Origin of the sequence: Enterobacter sp. SORGH_AS_0287 (assembly GCF_031453695.1) — a bacterium.
Taxonomy (GTDB): domain Bacteria; phylum Pseudomonadota; class Gammaproteobacteria; order Enterobacterales; family Enterobacteriaceae; genus Enterobacter; species Enterobacter ludwigii.
In genome coordinates this window covers 4421214-4446083 of the sequence record NZ_JAVIZW010000001.1, presented here as the reverse complement: position 1 = coordinate 4446083, position 24870 = coordinate 4421214, and the positions used below count along the sequence as shown (strand labels likewise).

The window sequence follows — 24870 nt, the reverse complement described above, 5'->3', positions numbered from 1 at the left end:
TGATGTTAATTGTGGAAGCGAAAGCTCCTGAGAAGACCACCTAGCAGTGTGCTGTCAGCATCACTCAGTGTGCGAGAACAGGTCATGGTAAAAACCAACACCTTATCAGTGTTGGCATTAAATACGGCCTGCTGCTGCCAGATGCGTTTACCGTCGCGCAGGTAGCTGGCATGGACGATTTCACCCTGTAAAAGGTTATCGCCCAGTGTTACAGCGTTGCGCGCGCTCTGTTTCCAGCCCTTGAGGTGTTTTTCCATCAGGGCTAACTGGCGATCGATATAGGCTGCAAGCGCTTCGCCGGGATTGAGGGTATCGCGGGAGATATTGAATGCCGGAGCTTCAGCAACTGGCGGAACGAAAACATTGACGGTACGATCCTGATAACCATCAGGAAAATTTATGAGTCCTTCATTAAAAAGACATTGCGGAGAATGTTCTGACATTGAGCGGGTCCCACCACATTTTTTCAGAAGCGGTAAGTTTCGCATAACAGCATCGTAAGTGGCTACTCCCTTTTAGTTCAGAGAATCCCCGTCACCAGACCGCTGAAGCCATTGCCCATACCGGAGAAGCCGACGAGGGAGGGTTACTGGTATGCAGCAAAAGTCCAACAAAAATCTGGCACAGTTTAAGAACCACTCCTATAACGCATTCAGTTCAGTAATATCAAACTCAGCCGCCCACTCTTCAACTCAAAAGTCTCTCCACGCCAGCACATTTCAAGCCAGCATCTGCATGTTCGTACAGTTCCTCAAAGTTACACTCCAGCACTTGCATCCTATCTCATACGCATTTGGCGTACATGCAGTAGCTTGAGTGAGTCTTCTTTCGTAGAAGGATTCGGGGCGCTTCAATCACCTCGCTCAGCAAAACAATTCATATACGCAGTGAGCTGTTTTATCCGCGCTATTTGTGCCAACTTTGCTACATAGTTTCTCGTGTACTCAGCTCGCGGCAATACACGTTTTGTTACGGGGTCTGGTTCATTGTAAGTCATCAAATTTTCCACTCACATCCATCTTGTGTTAATGGTAGAGCAGACCAGCTCCCCCCACTTAACCACCGGAACGCTATAATCTGGGCGAATACTCCTGGGGCCCGGTATAGCTCGCACCTCTTGTGGAAAATACCAACTATTAAAATTCTTATTCGGGAACGTATCGTAATGGAAGATATACCAGCCAAACAGAGCAGCCATCCGTGCAAAGGCAAGCTATTTAGCCACTGATAGTTCTAACCTTGTATTCAGATACTGCAAAAACCCGGAGTTCGCAACCCCAGTCAGGATGTCTGCAATCTGCAATCTGCAATCTGCAATCCTAGATAGTACTTTGAGTCGTACATTGTCACCGACTTCATCAACAACTTCAGCAGGGTTATATCAATTAGCGAGACTTATCAGGATCCATAAACCCAATGGGAACGAGGCCGAACCGTTGGCAACGCTTGCATATGGTCTGCAAGTACCGTGTACACCATAAACCTGTTTATTTCCTGCGGCATCTCGCGGCGATCGAGCAAGGGAATCGGGATAAAATGCACTTCACTAAAAGTCTTCAGGATGATGCTGTAGGTGGTTTTTGTTGGTTACCAGAGTGTCGCAGAAAGAATGTTGAAATAACTAGCAGCCCATCGCTATGCTCCCGACTACTCCATACCAACCACACGACAGTCGCGGCGATCGTGCAATGTGTAGTTACGGCGGTATCTGCATTAGCGGAGAAAATTAACTATCTGATAAACAATAATCTTATTTATCAGTAATCTGGAGCGGGCGAAGGGAATCGAACCCTCGTATAGAGCTTGGGAAGCTCTCGTTCTACCATTGAACTACGCCCGCTTTGAGGTGCGTAAGGCATTATAGACCTTACGCCTCTTCATACAAGCCTCTTTGCAACTAAATGGCGAATATATAATCACTTAGCACTTTGGCTTACTGCCTGGCGCCGGAAGATAACGCTGCGGATCGATGGCTGTGGCGCGATAGCGGATCTGGAAGTGTAACTTCACCGAGTCCGTACCGGTACTGCCCATGGTGGCAATCTTCTGCCCAGCCTTCACATTCTGCCCGTTGTTCACCAGCATCGTATCGTTGTGGGCATAGGCAGTGATGTAATCTTCCCCATGTTTAATCATGATCAGGTTACCGTAACCGCGCAGCTGGTTGCCGACGTAGACCACCTTCCCTGCCCCTGATGCATAGACTGGCGTGCCGCGCGCAGCAGCGATATCAATGCCTTTATTGCCTCCCTCAGACAAGGAGTAAGGCAACACGACCTTGCCGCTGGCAGGCCAGACCCAGCAACGCTGGCCGACCGGAGGCCATGAGGACTGCGGCACCGCGTAAGACGGCGTCACTTTAGCTGTTTTGCCTTTTGAGGGTTTCTTCGTTGAAGACGCGCCACCGTTAACCTTCAGTTTCTGCCCCACCTCAATGGTGTAGGGTGGAGAGATGTTATTCAGACGCGCCAGGTCCTTCACGCTGGTCCCCGTTGCGCGCGAAATCCGATACAGCGTATCCCCGCGCTTAACGGTATAAACCGCACCGGAATAGCTGCCCATATCCGACGACTTGCTTCCTGAACAGCCTGCCAGTAATAGCGTCAGCGTCAGACAAAAAACGGCGGTAATGGGATTTCTCGTCAGGCTTCCTGCAAACAAAACAGATCCTCGGTCAGCGTGAATGGCGCACTATGATACCAGCCCAGACTGATATGGGTCAGCCCTTTTCCGCTCTTGAGAGCAAACGGCGCATGGAGGAATGCAGTATAATGCAGCTGCTGATGGTGCAGAGCCATCCGCATCGTTGGCACTGGAGCATCAATGAGTATTCAAGAACACGTTATTTTGGTAAATGACCAGGGAATGGTGATTGGCACTCAGGAAAAGTACGCCGCGCACACCGCCCACACCCCGCTGCACCTGGCTTTCTCATCGTGGCTTTTTAACGCCAGAGGTGAGTGTCTGGTTACCCGACGCGCCTTAAGCAAAAAAGCCTGGCCAGGCGTCTGGACCAACTCCGTTTGTGGACATCCTCAGTCTGGTGAAAAGACGGAACAGGCTATCATCCGCCGTTGCCGCTTTGAGGTTGGCGCGGAGATCGCCAATATCACTCCCATCGCCTCTGAGTTCCGTTATCGTGAAGCCGATCCTTCGGGGATCGTGGAGAACGAGATTTGCCCGGTATTCGCAGCACGCGTCACCAGCGAACTGCATATTAATCACGATGAAGTGATGGAGTATGAATGGGTCGAGCTGGAAGCGTTGTTCCGCGCACTGGACGCTGCCCCCTGGAGCTTTAGCCCGTGGATGGTGCAGGAAGCGACGGTCGCCCGCGATGCGCTCAGGGCCTTCGCGGCGCAATAAAAAAGCCCCTTTCGGGGCTTTTTTTACTGTCTTAACGGCTTATTTCACCGGGCGCATCGCCGGGAACAGGATCACATCACGGATGGTGTGGCTGTTAGTGAACAGCATAACCATACGGTCGATACCAATCCCCAGACCTGCGGTTGGTGGCAGACCGTGCTCCAGCGCAGTCACATAGTCTTCGTCGAAGAACATCGCTTCGTCATCGCCCGCCGCTTTCGCGTTAACCTGATCCTGGAAGCGCTGAGCCTGATCTTCTGCATCGTTCAGCTCGCTAAAGCCGTTGCCGATTTCGCGGCCACCGATGAAGAACTCAAAGCGGTCAGTGATTTCCGGGTTCATATCATTACGACGCGCCAGCGGAGAAACTTCTGCCGGGTATTCGGTGATGAAGGTCGGCTGAATCAGGTGCGCTTCGGCCACTTCTTCGAAGATCTCGGTCACGATACGGCCCAGACCCCAGCTCTTCTCAACGTTGATACCGATGCTTTCCGCGATCGCTTTCGCAGAGTCGAAGTTATCCAGATCGGCCATGTTGGTTTCTGGACGGTATTTCATGATCGCTTCGCGCATGGTCAGTTTTTCAAACGGCTTGCCGAAGTCGAAGACTTCTTCACCGTAAGGCACTTTAGTGGTGCCCAGAATGTCCTGCGCCAGGGTACGGAACAGTGATTCGGTCAGCTCGATCAGATCTTTATAATCCGCATACGCCATATAGAGTTCCATCATGGTGAACTCTGGGTTATGACGCACGGAGATGCCTTCGTTACGGAAGTTACGGTTGATTTCGAACACGCGGTCAAAACCACCGACGACCAGACGCTTCAGGTACAGTTCCGGCGCGATACGCAGGTACATGTCCAGATCGAGGGCGTTGTGATGGGTGATGAACGGACGTGCAGACGCACCGCCTGGGATCACCTGCATCATTGGGGTTTCCACTTCCATAAAGTCGCGGTTAACCATGAACTGACGGATACCGGCCATGATCTGAGAGCGAATCTTGAAGGTCTTACGGGATTCATCGTTGGAGATGAGATCCAGGTAACGCTGACGGTAGCGCGCTTCCTGATCCTGCAGGCCATGGAATTTGTCCGGCAGCGGGCGCAGGGCTTTGGTCAGCAGACGCAGTTCGGTGCAGTGGATAGACAGCTCACCGGTCTTGGTTTTGAACAGCTTACCTTTCGCCCCCAGGATATCGCCCAGGTCCCACTTCTTGAACTGCTCGTTGTAGATGCCTTCCGGCAGGTCGTCACGGGAGACGTACAGCTGAATACGGCCGCCAACGTCCTGCAGCGTCACGAAGGAGGCTTTACCCATGATACGACGGGTCATCATGCGGCCAGCAACGGCCACTTCGATGTTCAGCGCTTCCAGCTCTTCGTTCTCTTTACCGTCGAAGTCAGCGTGCAGTTGGTCTGAGGTATGGTCACGACGAAAATCGTTCGGGAACGGCACGCCCTGCTCGCGCAGTGCTGCCAGCTTCTCGCGGCGGGTTTTCAGTTCGTTATTAAGATCGACTACCGCGTCAGCGCCCTGTGCTTGTTGTTCAGACATGTTGGTTCCTCATAACCCTGCTTTCAAACTTGCTTCGATAAATTGGTCCAGGCTGCCGTCCAGCACCGCCTGCGTGTTACGGGTTTCAACCCCGGTACGCAGGTCTTTGATGCGGGAGTCATCAAGGACGTAAGAACGGATCTGGCTGCCCCAACCGATGTCAGATTTGTTATCTTCCATCGCCTGTTTCTCAGCATTTTTCTTCTGCATCTCCAGCTCATAAAGCTTCGCTTTCATCTGCTTCATGGCCTGGTCTTTGTTCTTATGCTGGGAACGGTCGTTCTGGCATTGCGTCACCAGCCCGGTTGGAATGTGGGTGATACGCACCGCAGATTCCGTACGGTTAACGTGCTGACCACCCGCGCCGGATGCGCGGTAAACGTCGATACGTAGATCCGCCGGGTTGATGTCGATATCGATATCTTCGTCAACTTCCGGATAGACAAACGCGGAGCTGAAGGAGGTGTGACGACGGCCGCCGGAGTCGAACGGGCTCTTACGCACCAGGCGGTGAACCCCCGTCTCGGTACGCAGCCAGCCGTAGGCGTAATCGCCAATAATCTTGATGGTGACAGATTTAATACCGGCCACTTCACCTTCAGACTCTTCGATGATTTCGGTTTTGAAGCCGCGGGCTTCCGCCCAGCGCAGATACATGCGCATCAGCATGCTGGCCCAGTCCTGGGCTTCGGTACCGCCAGAACCTGCCTGAATATCGAGATAGCAGTCAGCGTTATCGTATTCACCGGAGAACATGCGACGGAATTCAAGCTGTGCCAGCTTCTCTTCGAGCACGTCGAGTTCAGCCACGGCTTCGTTAAAGGTTTCTTCGTCGTCAGCTTCGACGGCCAGCTCCAGTAAACCGGAAACATCTTCCAGCCCCTGAGCCATTTGATCCAGCGTATCTACGATAGCTTCGAGAGAGGAACGCTCTTTACCCAGCGCCTGCGCGCGTTCAGGTTCGTTCCAGACGTCCGGCTGTTCCAGCTCGGCGTTTACTTCTTCAAGACGCTCTTTCTTGGCATCGTAGTCAAAGATACCCCCTAAGAACGTCAGAGCGCTCCGTGAGGTCCTGAATACGGTTTTTTACCGGATTAATTTCAAACATGGTCTGTTTTCTTTTATGGACTTGTCAAAATGCGGTGATAAGAGCGGGATTGTACCGAATCCACGCCCTTTTTTATAGAGATTACTGCCGCTAAATTGGCCAGATATTGTCGATGATGATCTGAAGGGTGCGGTTACCGCGGAACTCGTTTATATCCAGTTTGTATGCCAGCTCAACTTCGCGCACGCCGTTGTCCGGCCAGACAGCGGTATCGACGTTAAAGGCAATACCGTCCAACAGCGGGCCACCGCCTACAGGCTCGACCATCACTTTCAGATGGCGCTCACCAACAATGCGCTGTTGCAGCAGACGGAAGCGGCCATCGAACAGGGGTTCCGGGAACATCTGCCCCCACGGCCCTGCATCCCGGAGCATCTGTGCCACTTCCATCGTCATCTCAACCGGCGTGAGTTCACCGTCGGAAACCACTTCGCCCTGCAGCAGGGCCGGGTCAATCCAGTCGGTGACCAGCTCGCCGAACAGACGCTGGAACTCGTCGAACTTCGCCTCTTCCAGCGACAAACCTGCCGCCATGGCATGGCCGCCGAACTTGAGCATCAAACCCGGGTAGAGGGTATCCAGACGCTCCAGCGCATCGCGCATGTGCAGCCCCTGAATCGAACGCCCGGAGCCTTTGAGGGTGCCATCGCCAGCCGGTGCAAACGCAATGACCGGGCGGTGGAAACGCTCTTTAATACGCGAAGCCAGAATGCCCACCACGCCCTGATGCCACTCAGGGTGATACATCGCCAGGCCGCCCGGCAGCGTATCGCCGCTGCGTTCCAGTTTTTCGCACAGGGTCAGCGCTTCAACCTGCATTCCCTGTTCAATTTCTTTACGGGTCTGGTTCAGGGCGTCCAGCTCATTAGCCAGCACGCGCGCTTCACCAATGTTGTCGCACAGCAGCAACGCGACGCCAACGGACATGTCGTCCAGTCTGCCGGCCGCGTTCAGGCGAGGCCCCAGAGCGAAGCCCAGATCGCTTGCCGCCAGCTTGAGCGGATCGCGGTTAGCAATCTCAAGCAGCGCTTTGATACCGGGACGGCATTTGCCCGCCCGGATGCGGCTTAAGCCCTGCCAGGTCAGAATACGGTTATTGGTATCGAGCGGCACCACGTCTGCGACGGTCCCCAGTGCGACCAGGTCGAGATACTCGGCCAGGTTCGGCACGGCAATACCGCGGGCGTCGAACCAGCCCTTATCACGCAGCAGCGTGCGTAACGCCAGCATCAGATAAAATGCCACGCCGACGCCTGCGAGTGATTTCGACGGGAAATCGCAGTCGCGCAGATTCGGGTTGATGATCGCTTCCGCGGCAGGCAGCGTTTCACCCGGCAGGTGGTGATCGGTAACCAGCACCGGGATCCCCAGCTGATGCGCATGATCGACGCCCGCATGGGAAGAGATCCCGTTGTCTACGGTCAGGATAAGCTGTGCGCCGCGGGCATGGGCCTGATCGACCACTTCCGGGCTGAGGCCGTAACCATCTTCAAACCGATTCGGCACCAGATATGTCACGTTGTCGCAGCCCAGCGCGCGCAGGCTCAGCACGCTCAGCGCGGTACTGGTTGCGCCATCAGCATCAAAATCCCCCACCACCACAATGCGCGTACCTTCACACAGCGCGTTGTAGAGAATTTCTGTGGCTTTTTCGATGCCGTCTAACTGCTGCCATGGCAACATCCCTTTAACGCTGCGCTCAAGATCGGCGGCGGTACGCACGCCACGGCTGGCGTATAGCCGCTTTAGCAGCGGCGGGAGGTCGTCAGGCAAATCAGCATGTTCAACCGCCTCGCGGCGGCGCAGTTTTATTGGGGCTTTCACGCGAATTATTTACCACCAAACTGTTTCTGGTGCGCGTCGAGGAACTCTTTCATCTCTTTAGGTCCCTGATAACCCGGAACAACATAGCCGTTGCTCAGGACAATCGCTGGCGTACCGTTCACGCCAAACTGCACACCCAGCGCGTAGTGGTTAGCGATATCAATGTCGCAGGATGCAGGCTGTACGCCTTTGCCATTCATCGCGTCATCAAAGGCTTTGTTGCGGTCTTTCGCACACCAGATAGCTTTCATATCCTGCTCTGGCTTGCTCTCAACGCCCGCGCGCGGGAAGGCCAGATAACGCACGGTGATCCCCAGCGCGTTGTAATCTTTCATCTCTTCATGCAGCTTATGGCAGTAGCCACAGGTGATGTCGGTGAAGACGGTAATGACGTGTTTTTCCTGCGCCGCTTTATAAACGATCATCTCTTTTTCGAGCGCGTTCAGGTTTTTCATCAGCAGCTGGTTGGTTACGTTGACCGGCTGTGCACCGCTCACGTCGTACATTGGCCCCTGAATAATGTGTTTTCCGTCTTCGGTCACGTACAGCACGCCGCTGTTCGTCAGAACCGTTTTCATGCCGGCAACCGGTGCAGACTGGATATCACTGCTGGTGACGCCTAGCTTCGCCAGAGACTGTTTGATAGCGGCGTCATCCGCATGGGCAAAACCGGTAAATGAGGCTGCCAGCAGGGTGAACAGCGCGAAAGACTTTTTCATATAAGATCCTAATTCGTCGGCACTCACGCTCGTGGGTGGTGCTGTTGGTGTAGCTGCCGCAGCCGTTCCGTCGCGACATGGGTATAAATTTGGGTCGTGGAAAGATCGCTGTGTCCCAGCAGCATCTGCACTACGCGCAGATCGGCGCCGTGGTTCAGCAGATGCGTCGCAAAGGCATGACGCAAAACGTGTGGCGAAAGCTTTTCACTGTCGATACCCGCCAGTGTGGCGTAATGTTTGATGCGATGCCAGAACGTTTGCCGCGTCATCTGTTGTGCGCGCTGGCTGGGGAACAAGACGTCGATTGAAGCGCCATTAAGCAACCATGGACGACCGTGCTCCAGATACGTTTCCAGCCAGTACACCGCCTCTTCACCCAGCGGCACCAGCCTTTCCTTGTTTCCTTTACCGATTACGCGAACCACGCCCTGACGAAGGCTAATGTCGCTCATCGTCAGGCCGACCAGTTCAGAAACACGCAAACCGGTAGCATACAATAGCTCAAGCATGGCTTTATCGCGTAACTCCAGCGGCAGGTCAACTGCGGGTGACTGTAATAATCTCTCAACTTGTTCTTCGCTGAGATCTTTCGGCAGCCGCTGCGGGAGTTTCGGGGAGGCCAGGAGCGCGCTGGGATCGTCTTCGCGAATTTTTTCACGGTTGAGGTGCTGGAACAGCCGACGCATTGCGCTGAGCAAACGTGCGGAACTGGTGGCCTTGTAGCCCCCTTCCATCCGCTCGCCCAGCAGCGCCTGCAGGTCGTCGCTTTGGGCGTTCGCCAGCGACAGCCCACGGTGCGCCAGCCACTCCACCAGCATGGTGAGATCGCGCCGGTAGGCACTGAGCGTATTCTCGGCCAGGTTCTTCTCCAGCCACAGTGCATCGAGAAACTGTTCGATGAGTGCGAGATCCTTTTCCACATCAGCCCCTTTGATTCTGCAGTCAGGCCATTATGCCTGATTGCGATCGGTTTCTGGTACACTACGCGCAAAGTCAAAGCAAGAATTGAGATAGTCACGCGATGAATATTGGTCTGTTCTATGGTTCCAGCACCTGCTACACCGAAATGGCGGCAGAGAAAATTCGGGACATCATTGGCCCGGAACTGGTGACGTTGCATAACCTGAAAGATGACGCGCTTACGCTGATGGAGCAGTACGACGTGCTGATCCTCGGCATCCCGACCTGGGATTTCGGCGAAATACAGGAAGACTGGGAAGCCATCTGGGACCAGCTTGATACGCTTAACCTCGACGGCAAAATCATTGCCATGTACGGCATGGGAGATCAGCTGGGTTACGGTGAGTGGTTCCTGGACGCACTCGGCATGCTGCACGACAAACTGGCACCGAAGGGCGTCACGTTTATCGGTTACTGGCCAACCGAAGGGTACGAGTTCACCAGTAAGAAACCGATTATTGCCGATGGGCAGCTGTTTGTCGGGCTGGCACTGGATGAAACCAACCAGTACGATCTCAGCGATGAGCGCCTGCAAAGCTGGTGTGAGCAGATTCTGGGCGAAATGGCAGAACAGTTCAGCTAACGCGAATTACTCCTGCGTCAGCTGCTGTAATAACATCCGACGCAGGTCCCGCCACTCAGCGCTATCCATACTGTCCGCAGCCAGCCACAGATGCTGGCGACGCCCGCTGTCCACGCTACGTAGCCGCAGCATCATGCCGGAAGCGATCATCCAGGGCATACCGAGAATTTCCCACTCTTTTCCCTGCCAGCGCAGGCGGGAATCCATCAGTAATTTGATCTCCCCCTGACGGGCATGAATGCGGCGCTGGCTGCGCACGCTGTCAAACACCACAAACGACAGCAACAGCAGCCACAGAGGCGTATAGCTAAGCGGCCACGGCATCAGTAACACAAAGGCCGCGACCAGGCCGTGGAGCAACAACGACATCCACTGCGAGCGCCACGAGACGCGAAGGTCAGATTGCCACAGGACCACGTTCCTGATTCCGTGTTTGAATTAATTGCACCATCCGTTGCAACTCGGTGTCGGCGGGTTTGCCGTGATTCATCAGCCAGTTAAATAAATCAGGATCGTCAGACTCAAGCAGGCGAACAAACAGACGCTTATCATCATCGCTTAAGCTGTCATACTCATATTCGAAGAAAGGCATGATGGAAATATCAAGTTCACGCATGCCGCGACGGCACGCCCAGTGAATACGGGCCTTGTTGTTAATATCCATGTTCTGTTTCCTGCATTACGTTTGGCACAGTCGGCACCCCGTCCAGTGTTCTTGATTTCTCTGCGGGGACACCAGCTAGTGTAACGTGTTTTTGACCGTTTCTTTACTGGAATATTGCGAACCACGAGCGCGCTTCCACAATAAACCCTATAAAGACAGCGGATTACACTATTTTGCGTGGCACTACGCATAACCGGGTTATGGCACAAATGGCCTGTTGAAAGCGCTTGCAATGCCAGCAGGCTCTTTTACCATTAGGCATTATCAAAGCGTTAAGCAATTCAGGATATCGTTATGGCCTTTACACCATTTTCTCCTCGCCAGCCCGCCGCCTCTGCGCGTCTGCCGCTGACGCTTATTACTCTTGATGACTGGGCGCTGGCGACACTCACCGGTGCAGACAGCGAAAAATACCTGCAGGGCCAGGTAACCGCCGACGTCAGCCAGATGGACGAACATCAGCATCTGCTGGTCGCACACTGCGATCCAAAAGGGAAGATGTGGAGCAACCTGCGCCTGTTCCGTCGACAGGAGGGTTTTGCCTTTATTGAGCGCCGCAGCCTGCGGGACGCGCAGCTTACCGAGCTGAAAAAATACGCGGTCTTCTCAAAAGTCACTATCGCCGCGGATGATGAACACGTTCTGCTGGGCGTGGCAGGCTTCCAGGCCCGTGCGGCGCTGAAAAATCTCTTCAGTGAGCTCCCGGATGCCCAGAAACAGGTCGTCAGCGAAGGCGCAACGTCTATCCTGTGGTTTGAACACCCGGCGGAACGCTTTCTGTTAGTCACGGATACCGCGACCGCCGAACGCGTCACCGAGGCGCTGCGCGGTGAAGCCCAGTTTAATAACAGCCAACAGTGGCTGGCGCTGAACATTGAAGCCGGTCTGCCGGTGATTGACGCCGCAAACAGCGGGCAGTTCATTCCTCAGGCCACCAACCTGCAGGCGCTGGGTGGCATTAGCTTTAAGAAAGGGTGCTATACCGGCCAGGAGATGGTGGCACGCGCCAAATTCCGCGGAGCCAACAAACGCGCACTGTGGACCCTGGCGGGCCACGCCAGCCGCGTGCCTGACGCTGGTGAAGATTTAGAGCTGAAGATGGGCGAGAACTGGCGCCGTACCGGCACGGTGTTAGCCGCAGTTCAACTGGATGATGGCCGCCTTCTGGTTCAGGCCGTCATGAACAACGATATGGAAGCCGACAGCGTGTTCCGCGTGCGTGACGATGCCAATACGCTGAGCATTGAGCCACTGCCGTATTCGCTGGAAGAGTAAGGCGTCATTGCCCGGCGACGAGATAAAAAAACGGTAACCTGACGGTTACCGTTTTTTTTTGCTTACTCTCACAAAGAGAGGGCTGAGGCAAGAAGATCAACGTTCTGAAATTAAACCTGCCCCACATAGAGATAAATCGCTAAAAAGTGGCACACGCTACCGCCCAGCACAAACCCATGCCAGATAGCATGATTGTACGGGATACGCTTGCAGACATAGAAAATGACGCCCAGCGAGTAGACGATGCCCCCAACGGCCAGAAGCGTCACGCCCCCTACCGCCAGCTTGATCGCCAGTTGATAAACCACAATCAGCGAAAGCCAGCCCATCGTGAGATAGGTCACCAGCGACAGCACCTTAAACCGGTGCGCAATGGTCAGCTTAAACAGGATCCCCAGCAGCGCCAGGCTCCAGATAACAATCATCAGGCCACGCGACAGCGGCGAGTTAAGACCCACCAGCAGGAAAGGCGTGTAGGTACCTGCAATAAGAAGATAGATAGCGCAGTGGTCGAATTTCTTGAGCCAGATCTTGGCCCGTTGATGCGGGATAGCGTGGTACAGCGTCGACGCCAGGAACAGCAGGATCATACTCCCGCCATACAGACTGTAGCTGGTAATGGCCATTGCGCTGGCATTCGTATCCACCGCCTGCACCAGCAATAACACTAAACCGACAATCCCAAAAACCAGGCCAATACCGTGGCTAATACTGTTGGCTATTTCCTCAGCCAGCGAATATCCCTGTGCAATTAATGGTCTGCTCACCATACAAAACTCCGGGAAAACTAACGATGAATATTCATCACCTGTCTATGCTAACTGAGAATGATTCCAGTGAACACCTGTTAGCTAAAATAATTTCACAAACATAATTTTTATCTATAAATCATGAACATAAACAAATTATTCACCTAACATTTGTTCACATTAAAATTTAATCATTAAGAATCAAGGGCATAAAATTGGATCCTGCCGACTTGCTGCATGTTATGATGGATAAATGATGTCTGAATGAGAGTTTCGCCATTGTGAGTATGTTCACCCACGCCGCCATTGCCAGTCTCAATAATCTGGAAATGATGGTCTACAACTATGTCATTAAAAATCGTGACAAAGTCATGTACATGACCATCCGCGAGCTGGCGGATGCGGCTGGCGTCTCAACGACCACTATCCTGCGCTTTTGCCGCAAACTCAACTGCGAAGGCTACTCTGAATTCCGCGTGCGCTTTAAGCTCTATTTAGAGCAGAACGAACCTCAGCAGGCAAATTTTGGTGCCAGTGAAATTATCAGCTTCTTTAAAGGCGTTAATAACGAAGAGTTCGATGCTTTATTAGATGAGGCGGTCGATATTATTTTATCTTCCGAACGTATTATATTTGTCGGCGCGGGCACGTCTGGCTCGCTGGCAAAATATGGCGCACGCTTCTTTTCGAATATCGGTAAATTCAGTAACCACATCGACGATCCTTATTTCCCGGTCACCAATGATATGGCTAAAAACGCACTGGCGATTGTGCTGTCAGTATCCGGTGAAACCGAAGAGATCCTGCGCTTTGCCAGCCAGTTTAGCCTGCATCGCTGCAAAGTGCTCTCCATTACCAGCCACGAGCACTCGCGCCTGGCAAAGCTCGCGGACTTTAACCTCTCCTGGCATGTCCCTCAGATGCGGATAGGCGGCGTGTACGATATCACCACACAAATACCCGTCATCTATATTCTCGAATCGCTTGGCCGGAAACTGGCAAAGAAACTGACAGAATAAAACACCCTGTTTTTTCGATGTGACAAATTACATTTTCAGCGAATTGTTATATCGTGACATTTAATTCCGCTTTGCTAGACTCGAACGCAATATGTCATTTACTGAGAATAGCAGCGATGAAAAAACTTACCCTACCAAAAGACTTTTTATGGGGCGGTGCAGTGGCCGCTCACCAGGTTGAAGGCGGCTGGAACAAAGGCGGTAAAGGGCCGAGCATCTGTGATGTCTTAACGGGCGGTGCGCACGGCGTGCCGCGCGAAATCACGCAGGAAGTCGTGCCGGGGAAATACTATCCTAACCACGAAGCTATCGACTTCCATGGCCATTACAAAGAAGACATCAAGCTGTTTGCTGAGATGGGCTTCAAATGTTTCCGCACCTCTATCGCCTGGACGCGTATCTTCCCGAAAGGGGATGAAACACAGCCGAATGAAGAAGGCCTGAAGTTCTACGACGACATGTTCGATGAGCTGCTGAAATACAATATTGAACCGGTCATTACCCTCTCCCACTTCGAAATGCCGCTGCACCTGGTGCAGGAGTACGGCGGCTGGACCAACCGTAAAGTGGTGGATTTCTTTGTGCGCTTCGCGGAAGTGGTGTTTGAGCGCTACAAAAATAAGGTCAAATACTGGATGACCTTTAACGAGATCAACAACCAGCGTAACTGGCGTGCGCCGCTGTTTGGCTACTGCTGCTCAGGCGTGGTTTATACCGAGCATGACAATCCGGAAGAGACCATGTACCAGGTGCTGCACCACCAGTTCGTTGCCAGCGCGCTGGCGGTGAAAGCGGCGCGTCGCATTAACCCGGAAATGAAAGTCGGTTGTATGCTGGCAATGGTGGCGCTCTACCCGTTCTCCTGTAAACCAGAGGACGTGATGTTTGCACAGGAATCCATGCGTGAACGCTATGTCTTTACCGATGTCCAGCTGCGCGGTTACTACCCATCCTATGTGCTTAATGAATGGGAACGCCGTGGCTTCACCATCCATATGGAAGCGGGTGACGAGCAGATCCTGCGTGAAGGCACCTGTGACTATCTGGGCTTCAGCTATTACATGACCAACGCCGTGAAAGCGGAAGGCGGTACTGGCGATGCTATCTCAGGCTTTGAAGGCAGCGTACCGAACCCGCATGTGAAAGCCTCTGACTGGGGCTGGCAGATTGACCCGGTGGGTCTGCGCTATTCCCTGTGCGAACTGTACGAGCGTTATCAGAAACCGCTGTTTATCGTGGAAAACGGCTTTGGCGCCTACGACAAAGTAGAAGAAGACGGCAGCATCAATGATGACTACCGCATCGACTACCTGCGTGCGCACGTGGAAGAGATGATGAAAGCCGTCACGTATGATGGTGTGGATCTGATGGGTTATACCCCGTGGGGCTGCATCGACTGCGTGTCGTTCACTACCGGTCAGTACAGCAAGCGCTACGGCTTTATTTATGTGAACAAGCACGACGACGGTACCGGCGATATGTCACGCTCGCGGAAAAAGAGCTTTAACTGGTACAAAGACGTGATTGCCAGCAACGGCGAGACGCTTTAACGCTTCCCTCCTCTCCCCGACGGGGAGAGGAGATGTTTATTTCCCACCCGCCAGCTCAATAAAACTTCCCGTCACATACGAGGCTTTCTCGCTCAGCAGCCAGACAATCGCCTGCGCCACCTCTTCCGGCTGACCGCCACGCTGCATAGGCAGCATGGATTTGACCCTATCCACCCGGCCCGGCTCACCGCCAGATGCATGAATCTCGGTGTAAATCAGCCCGGGACGCACGCAGTTTACGCGGATCCCTTGCGCTGCCACTTCCAGCGATAATCCCGTCGTCAACGAATCGACAGCACCTTTGGACGCGGCGTAATCCACATATTCACCCGGAGCACCGAGGCGCGATGCCGCGGATGACACGTTCACGATCGCGCCGCCTTTGCCACCATGTCTGAACGACATGCGTTTTACCGCTTCGCGGCAGCAGAGGAAATAACCGGTCACGTTCGTGGCTAACACGCGGTTGATCCGTTCAGCGGAGAGGTGTTCAATCGTGGATTGTTCAAACAGGATCCCGGCGTTGTTCACCAGTGCGGTAAGCGGTCCGGCTTCACGATCGATACTGTCGAACATCGCCAGCACCTGAGCTTCATCACTGATATCTGCACGTACGGCAAACGCGTTACCCCCCGCGTCGGTAATCATCGTGATCACATCCGTCGCGGCTTTAATGTTGTGGTGATAGTTCACCGCCACGGTGTAGCCTTCGCGCGCCAGCTGCAGCGCGGTGGCTTTACCAATACCGCGGCTGGCGCCGGTGACCAGTGCAATTGCCATCTATGTCTCCTTATAAAAAAAGCCGGGTAGCGTTAACGCTGACCCGGCCTGTAACACGTTATAACCGCGGAACGATTACTGGTATTCGCTCATTGGCACACAAGAGCAGAACAGATTACGGTCACCGTAGACGTCATCGAGACGTTTCACGGTCGGCCAGTATTTGTTTGCTATGCCAGCCGGGAACACCGCCTGCTCACGGGTATAACCGTGCTCCCACCCGGAGACCAGCTCATTCTGGGTGTGCGGTGCGTTAACCAGCGGGTTATCAGCCAGCGTCCACTCACCGGCTTTCACGCGCTCGATTTCAGTGCGGATAGCCAGCATCGCGTCAATAAAGCGGTCCAGCTCAACTTTGCTTTCAGACTCGGTGGGTTCAACCATCAGCGTACCCGCCACCGGGAACGACATGGTTGGCGCATGGAATCCGTAGTCAATCAGACGCTTAGCAATATCCAGCTCGCTGATACCGGTCTCTTCTTTCAAAGGACGGATATCGAGGATGCACTCGTGCGCCACGCGACCATCACGGCCCGTGTAGAGCACCGGATACGCTTCTTTCAGACGCGTTGCGATGTAGTTAGCATTGAGGATAGCCACCTGGCTTGCCTGCTTCAGCCCTTCCGCGCCCATCATGCGGATATACATCCAGCTGATTGGCAGGATTGAGGCGCTACCGAACGGTGCCGCAGAGACCGCGCCCTGACGGGTTAACATGCCTTCAATCTGCACTACGCTGTGGCCTGGGACAAACGGCGCCAGGTGTGCTTTCACACCGATTGGGCCCATACCTGGACCACCACCGCCGTGCGGAATACAGAAGGTTTTATGCAGGTTCAGGTGCGACACATCCGCGCCGATAAAGCCCGGAGAGGTAATGCCAACCTGTGCGTTCATGTTCGCACCGTCGAGATAAACCTGACCGCCGAACTGATGGACCACTTCACATACTTCACGGATGGTCTCTTCGTACACACCGTGGGTGGACGGGTAGGTCACCATGATGCAGGAGAGTTTTTCGCCCGCCTGCTCGGCTTTCGCACGCAGATCGGCCAGGTCAATGTTGCCGTTCTTGTCGCAGGCCACCACCACCACTTCCATACCCGCCATCTGGGCAGACGCCGGGTTGGTGCCGTGCGCAGAACTTGGGATCAGACAGATATCGCGATGCCCTTCATTGCGGCTTTCGTGATAGTGACGAATTGCCAGCAGGCCCGCGTATTCCCCCTGCGCCCCGGAGTTTGGCTGCATGCAGAGTGCATCGTAACCGGTCAGCTTCACCAGCCAGTCGGAGAGCTGGTTGATCATCAGATGGTAACCTTCCGCCTGCTCTGGTGGGCAGAACGGGTGCAGCTCGGAAAATTCAGGCCAGGTGATTGGAATCATCTCTGCCGCAGCGTTCAGCTTCATGGTGCAGGAGCCCAGCGGGATCATCGCCTGGTTCAGTGCCAGGTCTTTGCGCTCCAGAGAGTGCATATAGCGCATCATCTCGGTTTCGCTGTGGTAGCGATTGAACACCGGGTGAGTCAGGATCGCATCATCACGCAGCATGCTTTCCTGGATAGAGCGGCTGTCGAGCGCGACATCTTTATCGAGCGTATCAATGTCCAGGCCGTGCGCATCGCCCAGCAAGACGTTAAACAGGTTAACGATATCTTCGCGGGTAGTGCTTTCATCCAGTGTAATGCCTACCGCGTTATGGATGTCGCTACGCAGGTTGATCTCTGCCACGTCAGCACGAGCCAGCACCGCGGCTTTGTCAGCCACTTCAACGCACAGCGTGTCAAAGTAATGGGCGTGGCGCAGTTTCAGGCCTTTCTGCTGCAGACCACAGGCCAGAATATCCGCCAGACGGTGAATACGGCTGGCAATGCGTTTCAGGCCAACCGGACCGTGGAAGACAGCGTACAGGCTGGCGATATTGGCCAGCAGGACCTGCGAGGTACAGATGTTGGAGTTCGCTTTCTCGCGACGAATATGCTGCTCGCGAGTCTGCATTGCCATGCGCAGCGCGGTGTTACCGGCGGCATCTTTTGAAACGCCGATGATACGGCCAGGCATGGAGCGTTTGAATTCATCTTTTGCGGCAAAGAACGCCGCATGTGGGCCACCGTAGCCCATCGGGACACCAAAGCGTTGTGCAGAACCGAAAACAATGTCCGCGCCCTGTTTACCTGGAGCCGTCAGCAGGACCAGCGCCATAAAATCAGCCGCGACGCTGACAACCACTTTGCGGGCTTTCAGCTCAGCAATCAGTGCGCTGTAGTCGTGAACGTCGCCGGTGGTGCCGACCTGTTGCAGCAGCACACCAAACACATCCTGATGATCGAGGACTTTGTCGGCGTCGTCGACAATCACGTCAAAACCAAAGGTTTCGGCACGGGTACGAACCACATCAAGCGTTTGCGGATGCACGTCCGCTGCCACGAAGAAGCGGTTGGCATTTTTCAGTTTGCTCACGCGCTTCGCCATTGCCATTGCTTCGGCGGCGGCGGTGGCTTCATCCAGCAGTGAAGCGGACGCGATATCCAGGCCGGTCAAATCCAGCGTAACCTGCTGGAAGTTCAGCAGCGCTTCCAGACGGCCCTGAGAAACTTCTGGCTGATACGGGGTGTAGGCGGTGTACCAGCCCGGATTTTCCAGCATATTACGCAGAATAACCGGGGGTAACTGCACGTTGGTGTAGCCCATGCCAATGTAAGACTTATAGCGCTTGTTCAGGCCGGCAATCGCCTTCAGCTCCGCCAGAGCGGCGAATTCAGTGGTGGCTTCACCCACCTGAGGCGGCGTGGCAAGCTGGATGTCTTTTGGCACAATCTGGCCGATCAGTGCATTTAATGAATCCGCGCCAACTGTCTTCAGCATCTCCTGCTGTTGCTGAGCATCCGGCCCAATGTGACGTTCAATGAAGGCGCCACGGTTTTCAAGCTGGCTTAAAGTCTGTGTCATGAGCGATGGTTCCTGAAACGTGCAGTGAATGTGTTTTCTCCCTCTCCCGGAGGGAAAGGGCTGGGGTGAGGGTGTCGTCTGTTCCCCTCACCCTACCCTCCCCCAAAGGGGAGAGGGTTAAGGCTTACTCGTTTTCTAACAGCGCTTCGTACGCGGTGGCATCCAGCAGCGCGGTGACCTGCGATTCGTCGCTGGCTTTGATCTTGAAGATCCAGCCGCCTTCATAAGGCTCGCTGTTCACCAGCTCCGGGGAGTCGCTCAGGGCGTCGTTCACGGCAACAATTTCACCGCTTACCGGGGCGTAGATATCAGAAGCCGCTTTAACGGACTCGGCCACGGCGCAGTCATCGCCTGCTTCCACGGATGCGCCGACTTCAGGCAGGTCGACAAACACCATGTCGCCCAGCAGCTCCTGCGCATGCTCGGTGATCCCTACGGTGTAAGTGCCGTCCGCCTCTTTGCGCAGCCACTCATGTTCTTTGCTGTATTTCAGTTCTGCTGGCACATTGCTCATTGAAGTTCTCCTGATAAAAATGATTAGGCGACCGGCTTACCGGCGCGAACAAAAATCGGTTTGGTCACGTTGACCGGCATTTCACGGTTGCGGATTTGCACCACTGCCGTTTCGCCAATGCCCGCCGGAACACGCGCCAGTGCAATACTGTAGCCCAGCGTCGGGGAGAAGGTACCGCTGGTGATCACGCCTTCACGCGGGTTGCCGTCAGCATCTGTAAAACGCACCGGCAGCTCGCCGCGCAGCACGCCTTTCTCGGTCATCACCAGGCCTACCAGTTGTTCAGTGCCCTTTTCACGCTGCATTTCCAGCGCTTCACGGCCAATAAACTCACGGTCAGCCGGTTCCCAGGCGATGGTCCAGCCCATGTTGGCCGCCAGCGGTGACACGCCTTCATCCATCTCTTGCCCGTAGAGGTTCATACCGGCTTCCAGACGCAGCGTATCGCGCGCGCCCAGACCTGCCGGCTTAACGCCAGCTTCCACCAGCGCACGCCAGAAATCGGCGGCTTTCTCATTCGGCATGGCAATTTCATAGCCCGCTTCACCGGTGTAGCCGGTGGTCGCGATAAACAGATCGCCCGCCTGTACGCCGAAGAACGGCTTCATGCCGTCGGTGGCTTTACGCTGCTCATCGCTGAACAGAGAGGCGGCTTTAGACTGCGCGTTCGGCCCCTGTACGGCGATCAGCGACAGATCATCGCGGACGGTGATGTCGATGGCGTAAGGTTCAGCGTGTTGGGTAATCCAGGAGAGGTCTTTTTCGCGGGTGGCGGAGTTTACAACGAGGCGGAAGAAATCTTCAGAGAAGTAATAGACGATGAGGTCATCAATTACGCCGCCGGAGGCATTCAGCATGCCGGTGTAGAGCGCTTTGCCTGGCGTCTTCAGTTTGGCGACGTCGTTTGCCAGCAGATAACGTAAAAACTCCCGGGTGCGGCTGCCATGCAGGTCGACAATCGTCATGTGTGACACGTCGAACATACCGGCATCGGTGCGCACCGCGTGGTGCTCATCAATCTGCGAGCCGTAGTGCAGCGGCATCATCCAGCCATGGAAGTCCACCATGCGTGCGCCGCATAACACGTGTTGTTCGTACAAAGGAGTCTGTTGAGCCATCTTTTCCTCGTTGAATAAGCAGGGCTGTCTTGCGTTTCGCACACCTGAACAGTGCCACGAAACCCGGCGCCGCGATCGCTTTCTGGACCCCGACGCAAACGTTCTCTTTTACCTGAACTTACCACCGAAACCGGCGATTAACCATAAGGTAAAACGGGTCATCACATTAGCTTATGACCTAAAAACACGAAAAAGCTTACAGAGTTATTCACTGGCAAACTGCGATTAAACCCGCATAAAATTAACATTGCTCTAACAGGATTTAGCAGATGGTGATATTTCATGCGGAAAAACGGGCGGAATTTCCGTAACAAAAAAATAGTAAGATTAGATTTTCTAATGCGAAAAATGCGGTGAAATTAGATTATTTCAAACGAGCGAATTTCCCCGGCGCAGAGGCCGGGAAAACAAAGTGTGACGGGGGTCTATATTAGCGCAGCCAGTCCGGCAGGTCGTTAAGACCCATCGCCTGGCGAAGGAGTTGAGGTTTTACGCCCGGAAGGGTATCGGCAAGTTTAAGGCCGAGGTCGCGCAGCAGTTTTTTCGCTGGATTCGCGCCGGCAAACAGCTCACGGAAACCCTGCATGCCTGCCAGCATCACCGCTGCACTGTGCTTACGGCTACGTTCGTAGCGACGCAGATAGAGATGCTGGCCGATATCTTTGCCTTCGCGATGCAGGCGACGCAACTCTTCTACCAGCTCTGCCGCGTCCATAAAGCCAAGGTTCACGCCCTGCCCGGCCAGCGGATGGATCGTATGTGCCGCGTCACCCACCAGCGCCAGACGGTGCGCCGCAAACTGACGCGCATAGCGTCCGGTTAACGGGAACATCAGCCGCTCGCTCTCAAGGGTGCATAGCCCAAGACGGTTATCAAACGCGACGCACAGCGCCTGGTTGAATGCCTCGGGAGTCGCTTCCTGCATCTGTTGCGCTTTATCAGGAACCAGAGACCAGACAATCGAACACAGGTGCGGATCGCTCAACGGCAGGAATGCCAGAATGCCGTCATTGTGGAAGATTTGGCGCGCCACCCCACCGTGCGGCTCTTCAGTGCGAATCGTTGCCACCAGAGCATGATGGCGATAGTCCCAGAACGTCAGCGGAATATCCGCCTTGTTACGCAGCCAGGAGTTGGCACCGTCAGCGCCCACGACCAGTCGCGCGGTCAGCATGTCACCGCTTTGCAGGGTGATAAAGGCGTCGTTTTCTCCCCAGGCGACCTGCTGGATTTGCGCCGGTGCCAGCAGCGTGACATCGCTGCAGGACTGCGCCTTTTGCCACAGAGCATGGTGGATAACGGCATTTTCGATGATGTGTCCCAGATGGCTGTAGCCCATGCTTTCATCATCAAACGCGATATGACCAAAGCTGTCTTTGTCCCACACTTCCATGCCGTGATAACAGCTGGCACGCTGCGCCACGATCTCTGACCAGACGCCAAGGTGCGTCAGCAACTTTTCACTGGCCGCATTGATTGCCGAGACGCGCAGTTCCGGCGGCGCGTCCTGCGCGACAGGCTGAGGCACGTTTTGCTCCAGTACCGCAACGCGCAGGCCGCTGCCCTGTAAACCACAGGCCAGCGCCAGTCCTACCATTCCGCCGCCAACAATGGCGACATCAACATTTTGCACGGTGATAACTCCTTAACGCGCGACCCAACCAAGAGTCCGCTGCGCCAGCACGTCACGTGCCGGAATGAATAATTCCATCGCCATTAGCCCAAGATTGCGGCCTGCAACCAGGGGTGCCCAGCGATTGGCAAACAGGTGCACCAGACCATCCGTCACACCAATCGTCGCCTCTTTATCTGCCCGGCGTCGCTTCTGGTAATGGCTGAGCACCGACCAGGCACCACAGTCTTTTTGCTCGCTCCACGCCTGCGAAAGCGTTTCTGCCAGGCTCATCACGTCGCGAAGCCCGAGGTTAAACCCCTGCCCGGCGATGGGATGCAATGTCTGCGCAGCATTGCCGACCAGCGCCATGCGATGGGAGATGGACTGCGAGGCGGTGGTCAGCGACAACGGGTATACGCTCCGCTTTCCCGCGTGGGTAATACGTCCCAGCCGCCAGCCAAAGGCTTTTTGCAGCTCGGTACAAAAACGTTCGTCAGACCAGGTCTGTATCTCAGCCGCGTTGTCCTGCGGATGGCACCACACCAGCGAACTGCGATCGTGGGACATGGGCAGCATCGCCAGCGGGCCATGCTGGGTAAAACGCTCAAAAGCGCGGCCGTTGTGAGCGCCCGCTGTCGAAACGTTAGCAATGACGGCCACCTGCCCGTAGGGCTGTTGTCGCCACTCCATGCCGCACTGCGTGCCGAGCGAAGAGCGCGAACCGTTTGCCGCTACCAGAAGCTGGCCTTCAAGGACGGTACCGTTATCCAGCACCACGTTGACCGACGCGTCACTGCGGCTAAAGCTGGCCACACGCGCCGGGCAATGCAGGGTCACGCCTGGCGCATCCTTAAGCAGGCGGAACAGGCGTAACCCGACGTCGTGCAGCTCCACGACCCGGCCCAGCGCATCTATACGGTAATCATGCGCATCCAGGGTAACGAAACCGGCATGACCGCGATCGCTGACGTGAACGGTTTTAATCGCCGTCGCACAGTCGGCTATCTCCTGCCAGATGCCAATGCGTGAGAGTTGCTGACAGGTACCCTGCGCCAGTGCAATGGCGCGGGCATCAAAACCGGGGTGATCAGAGGCCTCTGGCGCAACGGCCTCCACCAGATGCACCGGCAGTTTTCCCTGCGTAAAATGCGAGATGGCCAGTGCCAGCGTGGCTCCGGTCATCCCGCCGCCAACGATAATCACGCTCATACGCGTGCCGCTGCCATCAGCGCCTCGATATCGTCAGCATTTTTCACGACGCTGGCGGTCAGGTTTTCGTTGCCGGTTTCGGTAATGACGATGTCGTCTTCGATACGAATGCCAATCCCGCGGTATGCTTCCGGCACGTCGGCATCCGGCGCGATATACAGCCCCGGCTCAACGGTTAATACCATGCCTGGCTCCAGCACGCGGGAACGATCGGCAGCGTATGCTCCCACGTCATGCACATCCAGCCCCAGCCAGTGGCTCAGGCCGTGCATAAAGTACGGACGATGCGCGTTCTCGGTAATCAGGGTATCCACGTCGCCTTTCAGGATACCGAGCTTCACCAGACCGGTGATCATGATGCGCACCACTTCGCCGGTCACTTCCTGAATAGACGTGCCTGGACGGTACAGCCTGAGCGCCGTCTCGAGCGATTCGAGGACGATGTCATACACCGCGCGCTGTGCGGGGGTGAATTTACCGTTCACCGGGAACGTACGGGTAATATCGCCCGCATACCCCTGGAATTCGCATCCGGCGTCAATCAACACCAGATCCCCGTCGCGCAGCGCACTTTCGTTTTCGGTGTAGTGCAGAATGCAGCCGTTTTCACCGCCACCGACAATGGTGTTGTAAGAAGGATAACGCGCGCCGTGGCGGTTAAATTCGTGATGAATCTCCCCTTCCAACTGGTATTCAAACATTCCCGGGCGGCATTTCTCCATGGCGCGGGTGTGCGCCAGCGCGCTGATTTCACCCGCGCGGCGCATCACGTCCAGCTCTTCCGGCGATTTGAACAGACGCATCTCATGCACCACCGGACGCCAGTCCGTCAGGGTGGCCGGGGCGGACAGATTCTGCCTCGAACCTTTGCGCAGCTTATCCAGAGCGGTAAAGACAATCTCATCGGCATACGCATACTCGCCCTGCGCGTGGTAAAGCACATCCAGGCCATTCAGCAGTTGATAGAGCTGCTGGTTGATCTCACTGAATGCCAGCGCCCGATCCACCCCCAGCTTCTCTGGCGCAGCCTCTTGCCCTAAGCGGCGGCCGAACCAGATTTCGGCAGTGAGATCGCGTACGCGGTTAAAAATCACGCTGTGGTTGTGGGTGTCATTACTCTTAATCAGCACCAGTACCGCTTCCGGCTCGTTGAAGCCGGTGAAGTACCAGAAATCGCTGCTCTGGCGATAGGGGTATTCGCTGTCGGCGCTGCGCGTCACTTCTGGCGCAGCAAAAATCAGCGCGGCGCTGCCCGGCTGCATATTGGCCAACAGCGCCTGACGACGGCGCGAATACTCTTGATTTGAGATA

General features: G+C 55.0%; 22 protein-coding genes, 1 tRNA gene and 1 pseudogene. 5 read left to right on the top strand and 19 right to left on the bottom strand.

Features of this window, described 5'->3' with window-relative positions; all coding sequences use genetic code 11:
- Positions 1–5 precede the first annotated feature (5 nt).
- From QE396_RS21205 to actS, 4 genes and pseudogenes are all read right to left on the bottom strand, one after another.
- On the bottom strand, positions 6–443 hold the full coding sequence (locus QE396_RS21205; protein ID WP_020883737.1) for a DcrB-related protein: 438 nt from the start codon (positions 441–443) through the stop codon (positions 6–8).
- 566 nt (positions 444–1009) lie between these two features.
- A pseudogene (locus QE396_RS23530) lies at positions 1010–1371 on the bottom strand (hypothetical protein); the annotation flags it as partial.
- A 395-nt stretch (positions 1372–1766) separates the two neighbouring features.
- A tRNA-Gly gene (locus QE396_RS21200) sits at positions 1767–1840 on the bottom strand.
- Positions 1841–1920: 80 nt separating this feature from the next.
- Positions 1921–2661: an amidase activator ActS gene (actS, locus tag QE396_RS21195; protein WP_020883735.1), complete on the bottom strand. Its 741-nt coding sequence runs from the start codon at positions 2659–2661 to the stop codon at positions 1921–1923.
- Positions 2662–2823: 162 nt separating this feature from the next.
- Between actS and idi the strand changes: the two genes are divergently transcribed.
- Positions 2824–3366 (top strand): isopentenyl-diphosphate Delta-isomerase, encoded by a 543-nt coding sequence (idi, locus tag QE396_RS21190; RefSeq protein ID WP_020883734.1) that lies wholly within the window; start codon positions 2824–2826, stop codon positions 3364–3366.
- 39 nt (positions 3367–3405) lie between these two features.
- On the opposite strand, the gene lysS is transcribed toward idi, so the two are convergent.
- The 5 genes from lysS to xerD all read right to left on the bottom strand — a co-directional run bounded on the left by lysS (position 3406) and on the right by xerD (position 9494).
- A complete protein-coding gene (gene lysS, locus QE396_RS21185) occupies positions 3406–4923 on the bottom strand; it encodes a lysine--tRNA ligase (protein WP_020883733.1) in 1518 nt (505 codons plus the stop codon).
- A gap of 9 nt (positions 4924–4932) precedes the next feature.
- A protein-coding gene (prfB, locus tag QE396_RS21180; RefSeq protein ID WP_104440355.1) for a peptide chain release factor 2 occupies positions 4933–6031 on the bottom strand; the annotation gives its coding sequence in 2 pieces (ribosomal slippage) (positions 4933–5955 and positions 5957–6031; 1098 coding nt in all).
- A gap of 90 nt (positions 6032–6121) precedes the next feature.
- On the bottom strand, positions 6122–7855 hold the full coding sequence (gene recJ, locus QE396_RS21175; protein WP_020883732.1) for a single-stranded-DNA-specific exonuclease RecJ: 1734 nt from the start codon (positions 7853–7855) through the stop codon (positions 6122–6124).
- 5 nt (positions 7856–7860) lie between these two features.
- Positions 7861–8574 carry a bifunctional protein-disulfide isomerase/oxidoreductase DsbC gene (gene dsbC / locus QE396_RS21170; RefSeq protein WP_020883731.1) on the bottom strand — a complete coding sequence of 238 codons (714 nt, stop codon included), beginning with the start codon at positions 8572–8574 and terminating at the stop codon, positions 7861–7863.
- A 23-nt stretch (positions 8575–8597) separates the two neighbouring features.
- Positions 8598–9494 carry a site-specific tyrosine recombinase XerD gene (gene xerD, locus QE396_RS21165; protein ID WP_050737268.1) on the bottom strand — a complete coding sequence of 299 codons (897 nt, stop codon included), beginning with the start codon at positions 9492–9494 and terminating at the stop codon, positions 8598–8600.
- A gap of 101 nt (positions 9495–9595) precedes the next feature.
- On the opposite strand from xerD, the gene fldB reads away from it, so the two are divergent.
- Positions 9596–10117 carry a flavodoxin FldB gene (gene fldB / locus QE396_RS21160; protein ID WP_014171513.1) on the top strand — a complete coding sequence of 174 codons (522 nt, stop codon included), beginning with the start codon at positions 9596–9598 and terminating at the stop codon, positions 10115–10117.
- A 6-nt stretch (positions 10118–10123) separates the two neighbouring features.
- Here the strand turns inward: fldB and QE396_RS21155 are convergent, their stop codons facing one another.
- Entirely contained in the window at positions 10124–10534 is a 411-nt protein-coding gene (locus QE396_RS21155) for a protein YgfX (protein ID WP_014171514.1), read from the bottom strand.
- Entirely contained in the window at positions 10515–10781 is a 267-nt protein-coding gene (gene sdhE / locus QE396_RS21150; RefSeq protein WP_003863437.1) for an FAD assembly factor SdhE, read from the bottom strand. Before sdhE ends, QE396_RS21155 begins: the two co-directional genes overlap by 20 nt.
- A 294-nt stretch (positions 10782–11075) precedes the next feature.
- On the opposite strand from sdhE, the gene ygfZ reads away from it, so the two are divergent.
- The gene (gene ygfZ / locus QE396_RS21145; RefSeq protein WP_020883730.1) at positions 11076–12056 is read left to right on the top strand and encodes a tRNA-modifying protein YgfZ; all 981 of its coding nucleotides are present in this window, start codon (positions 11076–11078) and stop codon (positions 12054–12056) included.
- Between the two features lie 110 nt (positions 12057–12166).
- On the opposite strand, the gene QE396_RS21140 is transcribed toward ygfZ, so the two are convergent.
- Complete coding sequence (locus QE396_RS21140) at positions 12167–12826, bottom strand: hemolysin III family protein (protein WP_014171517.1); 660 nt, start codon at positions 12824–12826, stop codon at positions 12167–12169.
- 266 nt (positions 12827–13092) lie between these two features.
- Between QE396_RS21140 and QE396_RS21135 the strand changes: the two genes are divergently transcribed.
- On the top strand, positions 13093–13824 hold the full coding sequence (locus QE396_RS21135; protein ID WP_020883729.1) for a MurR/RpiR family transcriptional regulator: 732 nt from the start codon (positions 13093–13095) through the stop codon (positions 13822–13824).
- Positions 13825–13940: 116 nt separating this feature from the next.
- Positions 13941–15374: a 6-phospho-beta-glucosidase BglA gene (gene bglA / locus QE396_RS21130; RefSeq protein ID WP_032678925.1), complete on the top strand. Its 1434-nt coding sequence runs from the start codon at positions 13941–13943 to the stop codon at positions 15372–15374.
- A gap of 36 nt (positions 15375–15410) precedes the next feature.
- On the opposite strand, the gene QE396_RS21125 is transcribed toward bglA, so the two are convergent.
- From QE396_RS21125 to pepP, 7 genes are all read right to left on the bottom strand, one after another.
- Entirely contained in the window at positions 15411–16154 is a 744-nt protein-coding gene (locus QE396_RS21125) for an SDR family oxidoreductase (RefSeq protein WP_014171520.1), read from the bottom strand.
- A gap of 75 nt (positions 16155–16229) precedes the next feature.
- Entirely contained in the window at positions 16230–19103 is a 2874-nt protein-coding gene (gcvP, locus tag QE396_RS21120; protein WP_309952369.1) for an aminomethyl-transferring glycine dehydrogenase, read from the bottom strand.
- Between the two features lie 124 nt (positions 19104–19227).
- The gene (gene gcvH, locus QE396_RS21115; protein ID WP_020883725.1) at positions 19228–19617 is read right to left on the bottom strand and encodes a glycine cleavage system protein GcvH; all 390 of its coding nucleotides are present in this window, start codon (positions 19615–19617) and stop codon (positions 19228–19230) included.
- Positions 19618–19640: 23 nt separating this feature from the next.
- Complete coding sequence (gene gcvT, locus QE396_RS21110) at positions 19641–20735, bottom strand: glycine cleavage system aminomethyltransferase GcvT (protein WP_020883724.1); 1095 nt, start codon at positions 20733–20735, stop codon at positions 19641–19643.
- Positions 20736–21165: 430 nt separating this feature from the next.
- Positions 21166–22368: an FAD-dependent 2-octaprenylphenol hydroxylase gene (gene ubiI / locus QE396_RS21105; RefSeq protein WP_020883723.1), complete on the bottom strand. Its 1203-nt coding sequence runs from the start codon at positions 22366–22368 to the stop codon at positions 21166–21168.
- A 12-nt stretch (positions 22369–22380) separates the two neighbouring features.
- Positions 22381–23559 (bottom strand): 2-octaprenyl-6-methoxyphenyl hydroxylase, encoded by a 1179-nt coding sequence (gene ubiH, locus QE396_RS21100; protein WP_020883722.1) that lies wholly within the window; start codon positions 23557–23559, stop codon positions 22381–22383.
- Positions 23556–24869: a Xaa-Pro aminopeptidase gene (pepP, locus tag QE396_RS21095; protein WP_108648580.1), complete on the bottom strand. Its 1314-nt coding sequence runs from the start codon at positions 24867–24869 to the stop codon at positions 23556–23558. The genes ubiH and pepP overlap by 4 nt, the downstream gene beginning before the upstream one ends.
- Position 24870 lies beyond the last annotated feature (1 nt).

Coding starts and splice junctions, on each gene's coding strand:
- QE396_RS21205 (WP_020883737.1), bottom strand. CDS start 443: ATGTCAGAACATTCTCCGCAATGTCTTTTTAATGAAGGACTCATAAAT.
- idi (WP_020883734.1), top strand. CDS start 2,824: ATGAGTATTCAAGAACACGTTATTTTGGTAAATGACCAGGGAATGGTG.
- lysS (WP_020883733.1), bottom strand. CDS start 4,923: ATGTCTGAACAACAAGCACAGGGCGCTGACGCGGTAGTCGATCTTAAT.
- dsbC (WP_020883731.1), bottom strand. CDS start 8,574: ATGAAAAAGTCTTTCGCGCTGTTCACCCTGCTGGCAGCCTCATTTACC.
- fldB (WP_014171513.1), top strand. CDS start 9,596: ATGAATATTGGTCTGTTCTATGGTTCCAGCACCTGCTACACCGAAATG.
- sdhE (WP_003863437.1), bottom strand. CDS start 10,781: ATGGATATTAACAACAAGGCCCGTATTCACTGGGCGTGCCGTCGCGGC.
- ygfZ (WP_020883730.1), top strand. CDS start 11,076: ATGGCCTTTACACCATTTTCTCCTCGCCAGCCCGCCGCCTCTGCGCGT.
- QE396_RS21140 (WP_014171517.1), bottom strand. CDS start 12,826: ATGGTGAGCAGACCATTAATTGCACAGGGATATTCGCTGGCTGAGGAA.
- QE396_RS21135 (WP_020883729.1), top strand. CDS start 13,093: ATGTTCACCCACGCCGCCATTGCCAGTCTCAATAATCTGGAAATGATG.
- bglA (WP_032678925.1), top strand. CDS start 13,941: ATGAAAAAACTTACCCTACCAAAAGACTTTTTATGGGGCGGTGCAGTG.
- QE396_RS21125 (WP_014171520.1), bottom strand. CDS start 16,154: ATGGCAATTGCACTGGTCACCGGCGCCAGCCGCGGTATTGGTAAAGCC.
- gcvP (WP_309952369.1), bottom strand. CDS start 19,103: ATGACACAGACTTTAAGCCAGCTTGAAAACCGTGGCGCCTTCATTGAA.
- gcvH (WP_020883725.1), bottom strand. CDS start 19,617: ATGAGCAATGTGCCAGCAGAACTGAAATACAGCAAAGAACATGAGTGG.
- gcvT (WP_020883724.1), bottom strand. CDS start 20,735: ATGGCTCAACAGACTCCTTTGTACGAACAACACGTGTTATGCGGCGCA.
- ubiH (WP_020883722.1), bottom strand. CDS start 23,559: ATGAGCGTGATTATCGTTGGCGGCGGGATGACCGGAGCCACGCTGGCA.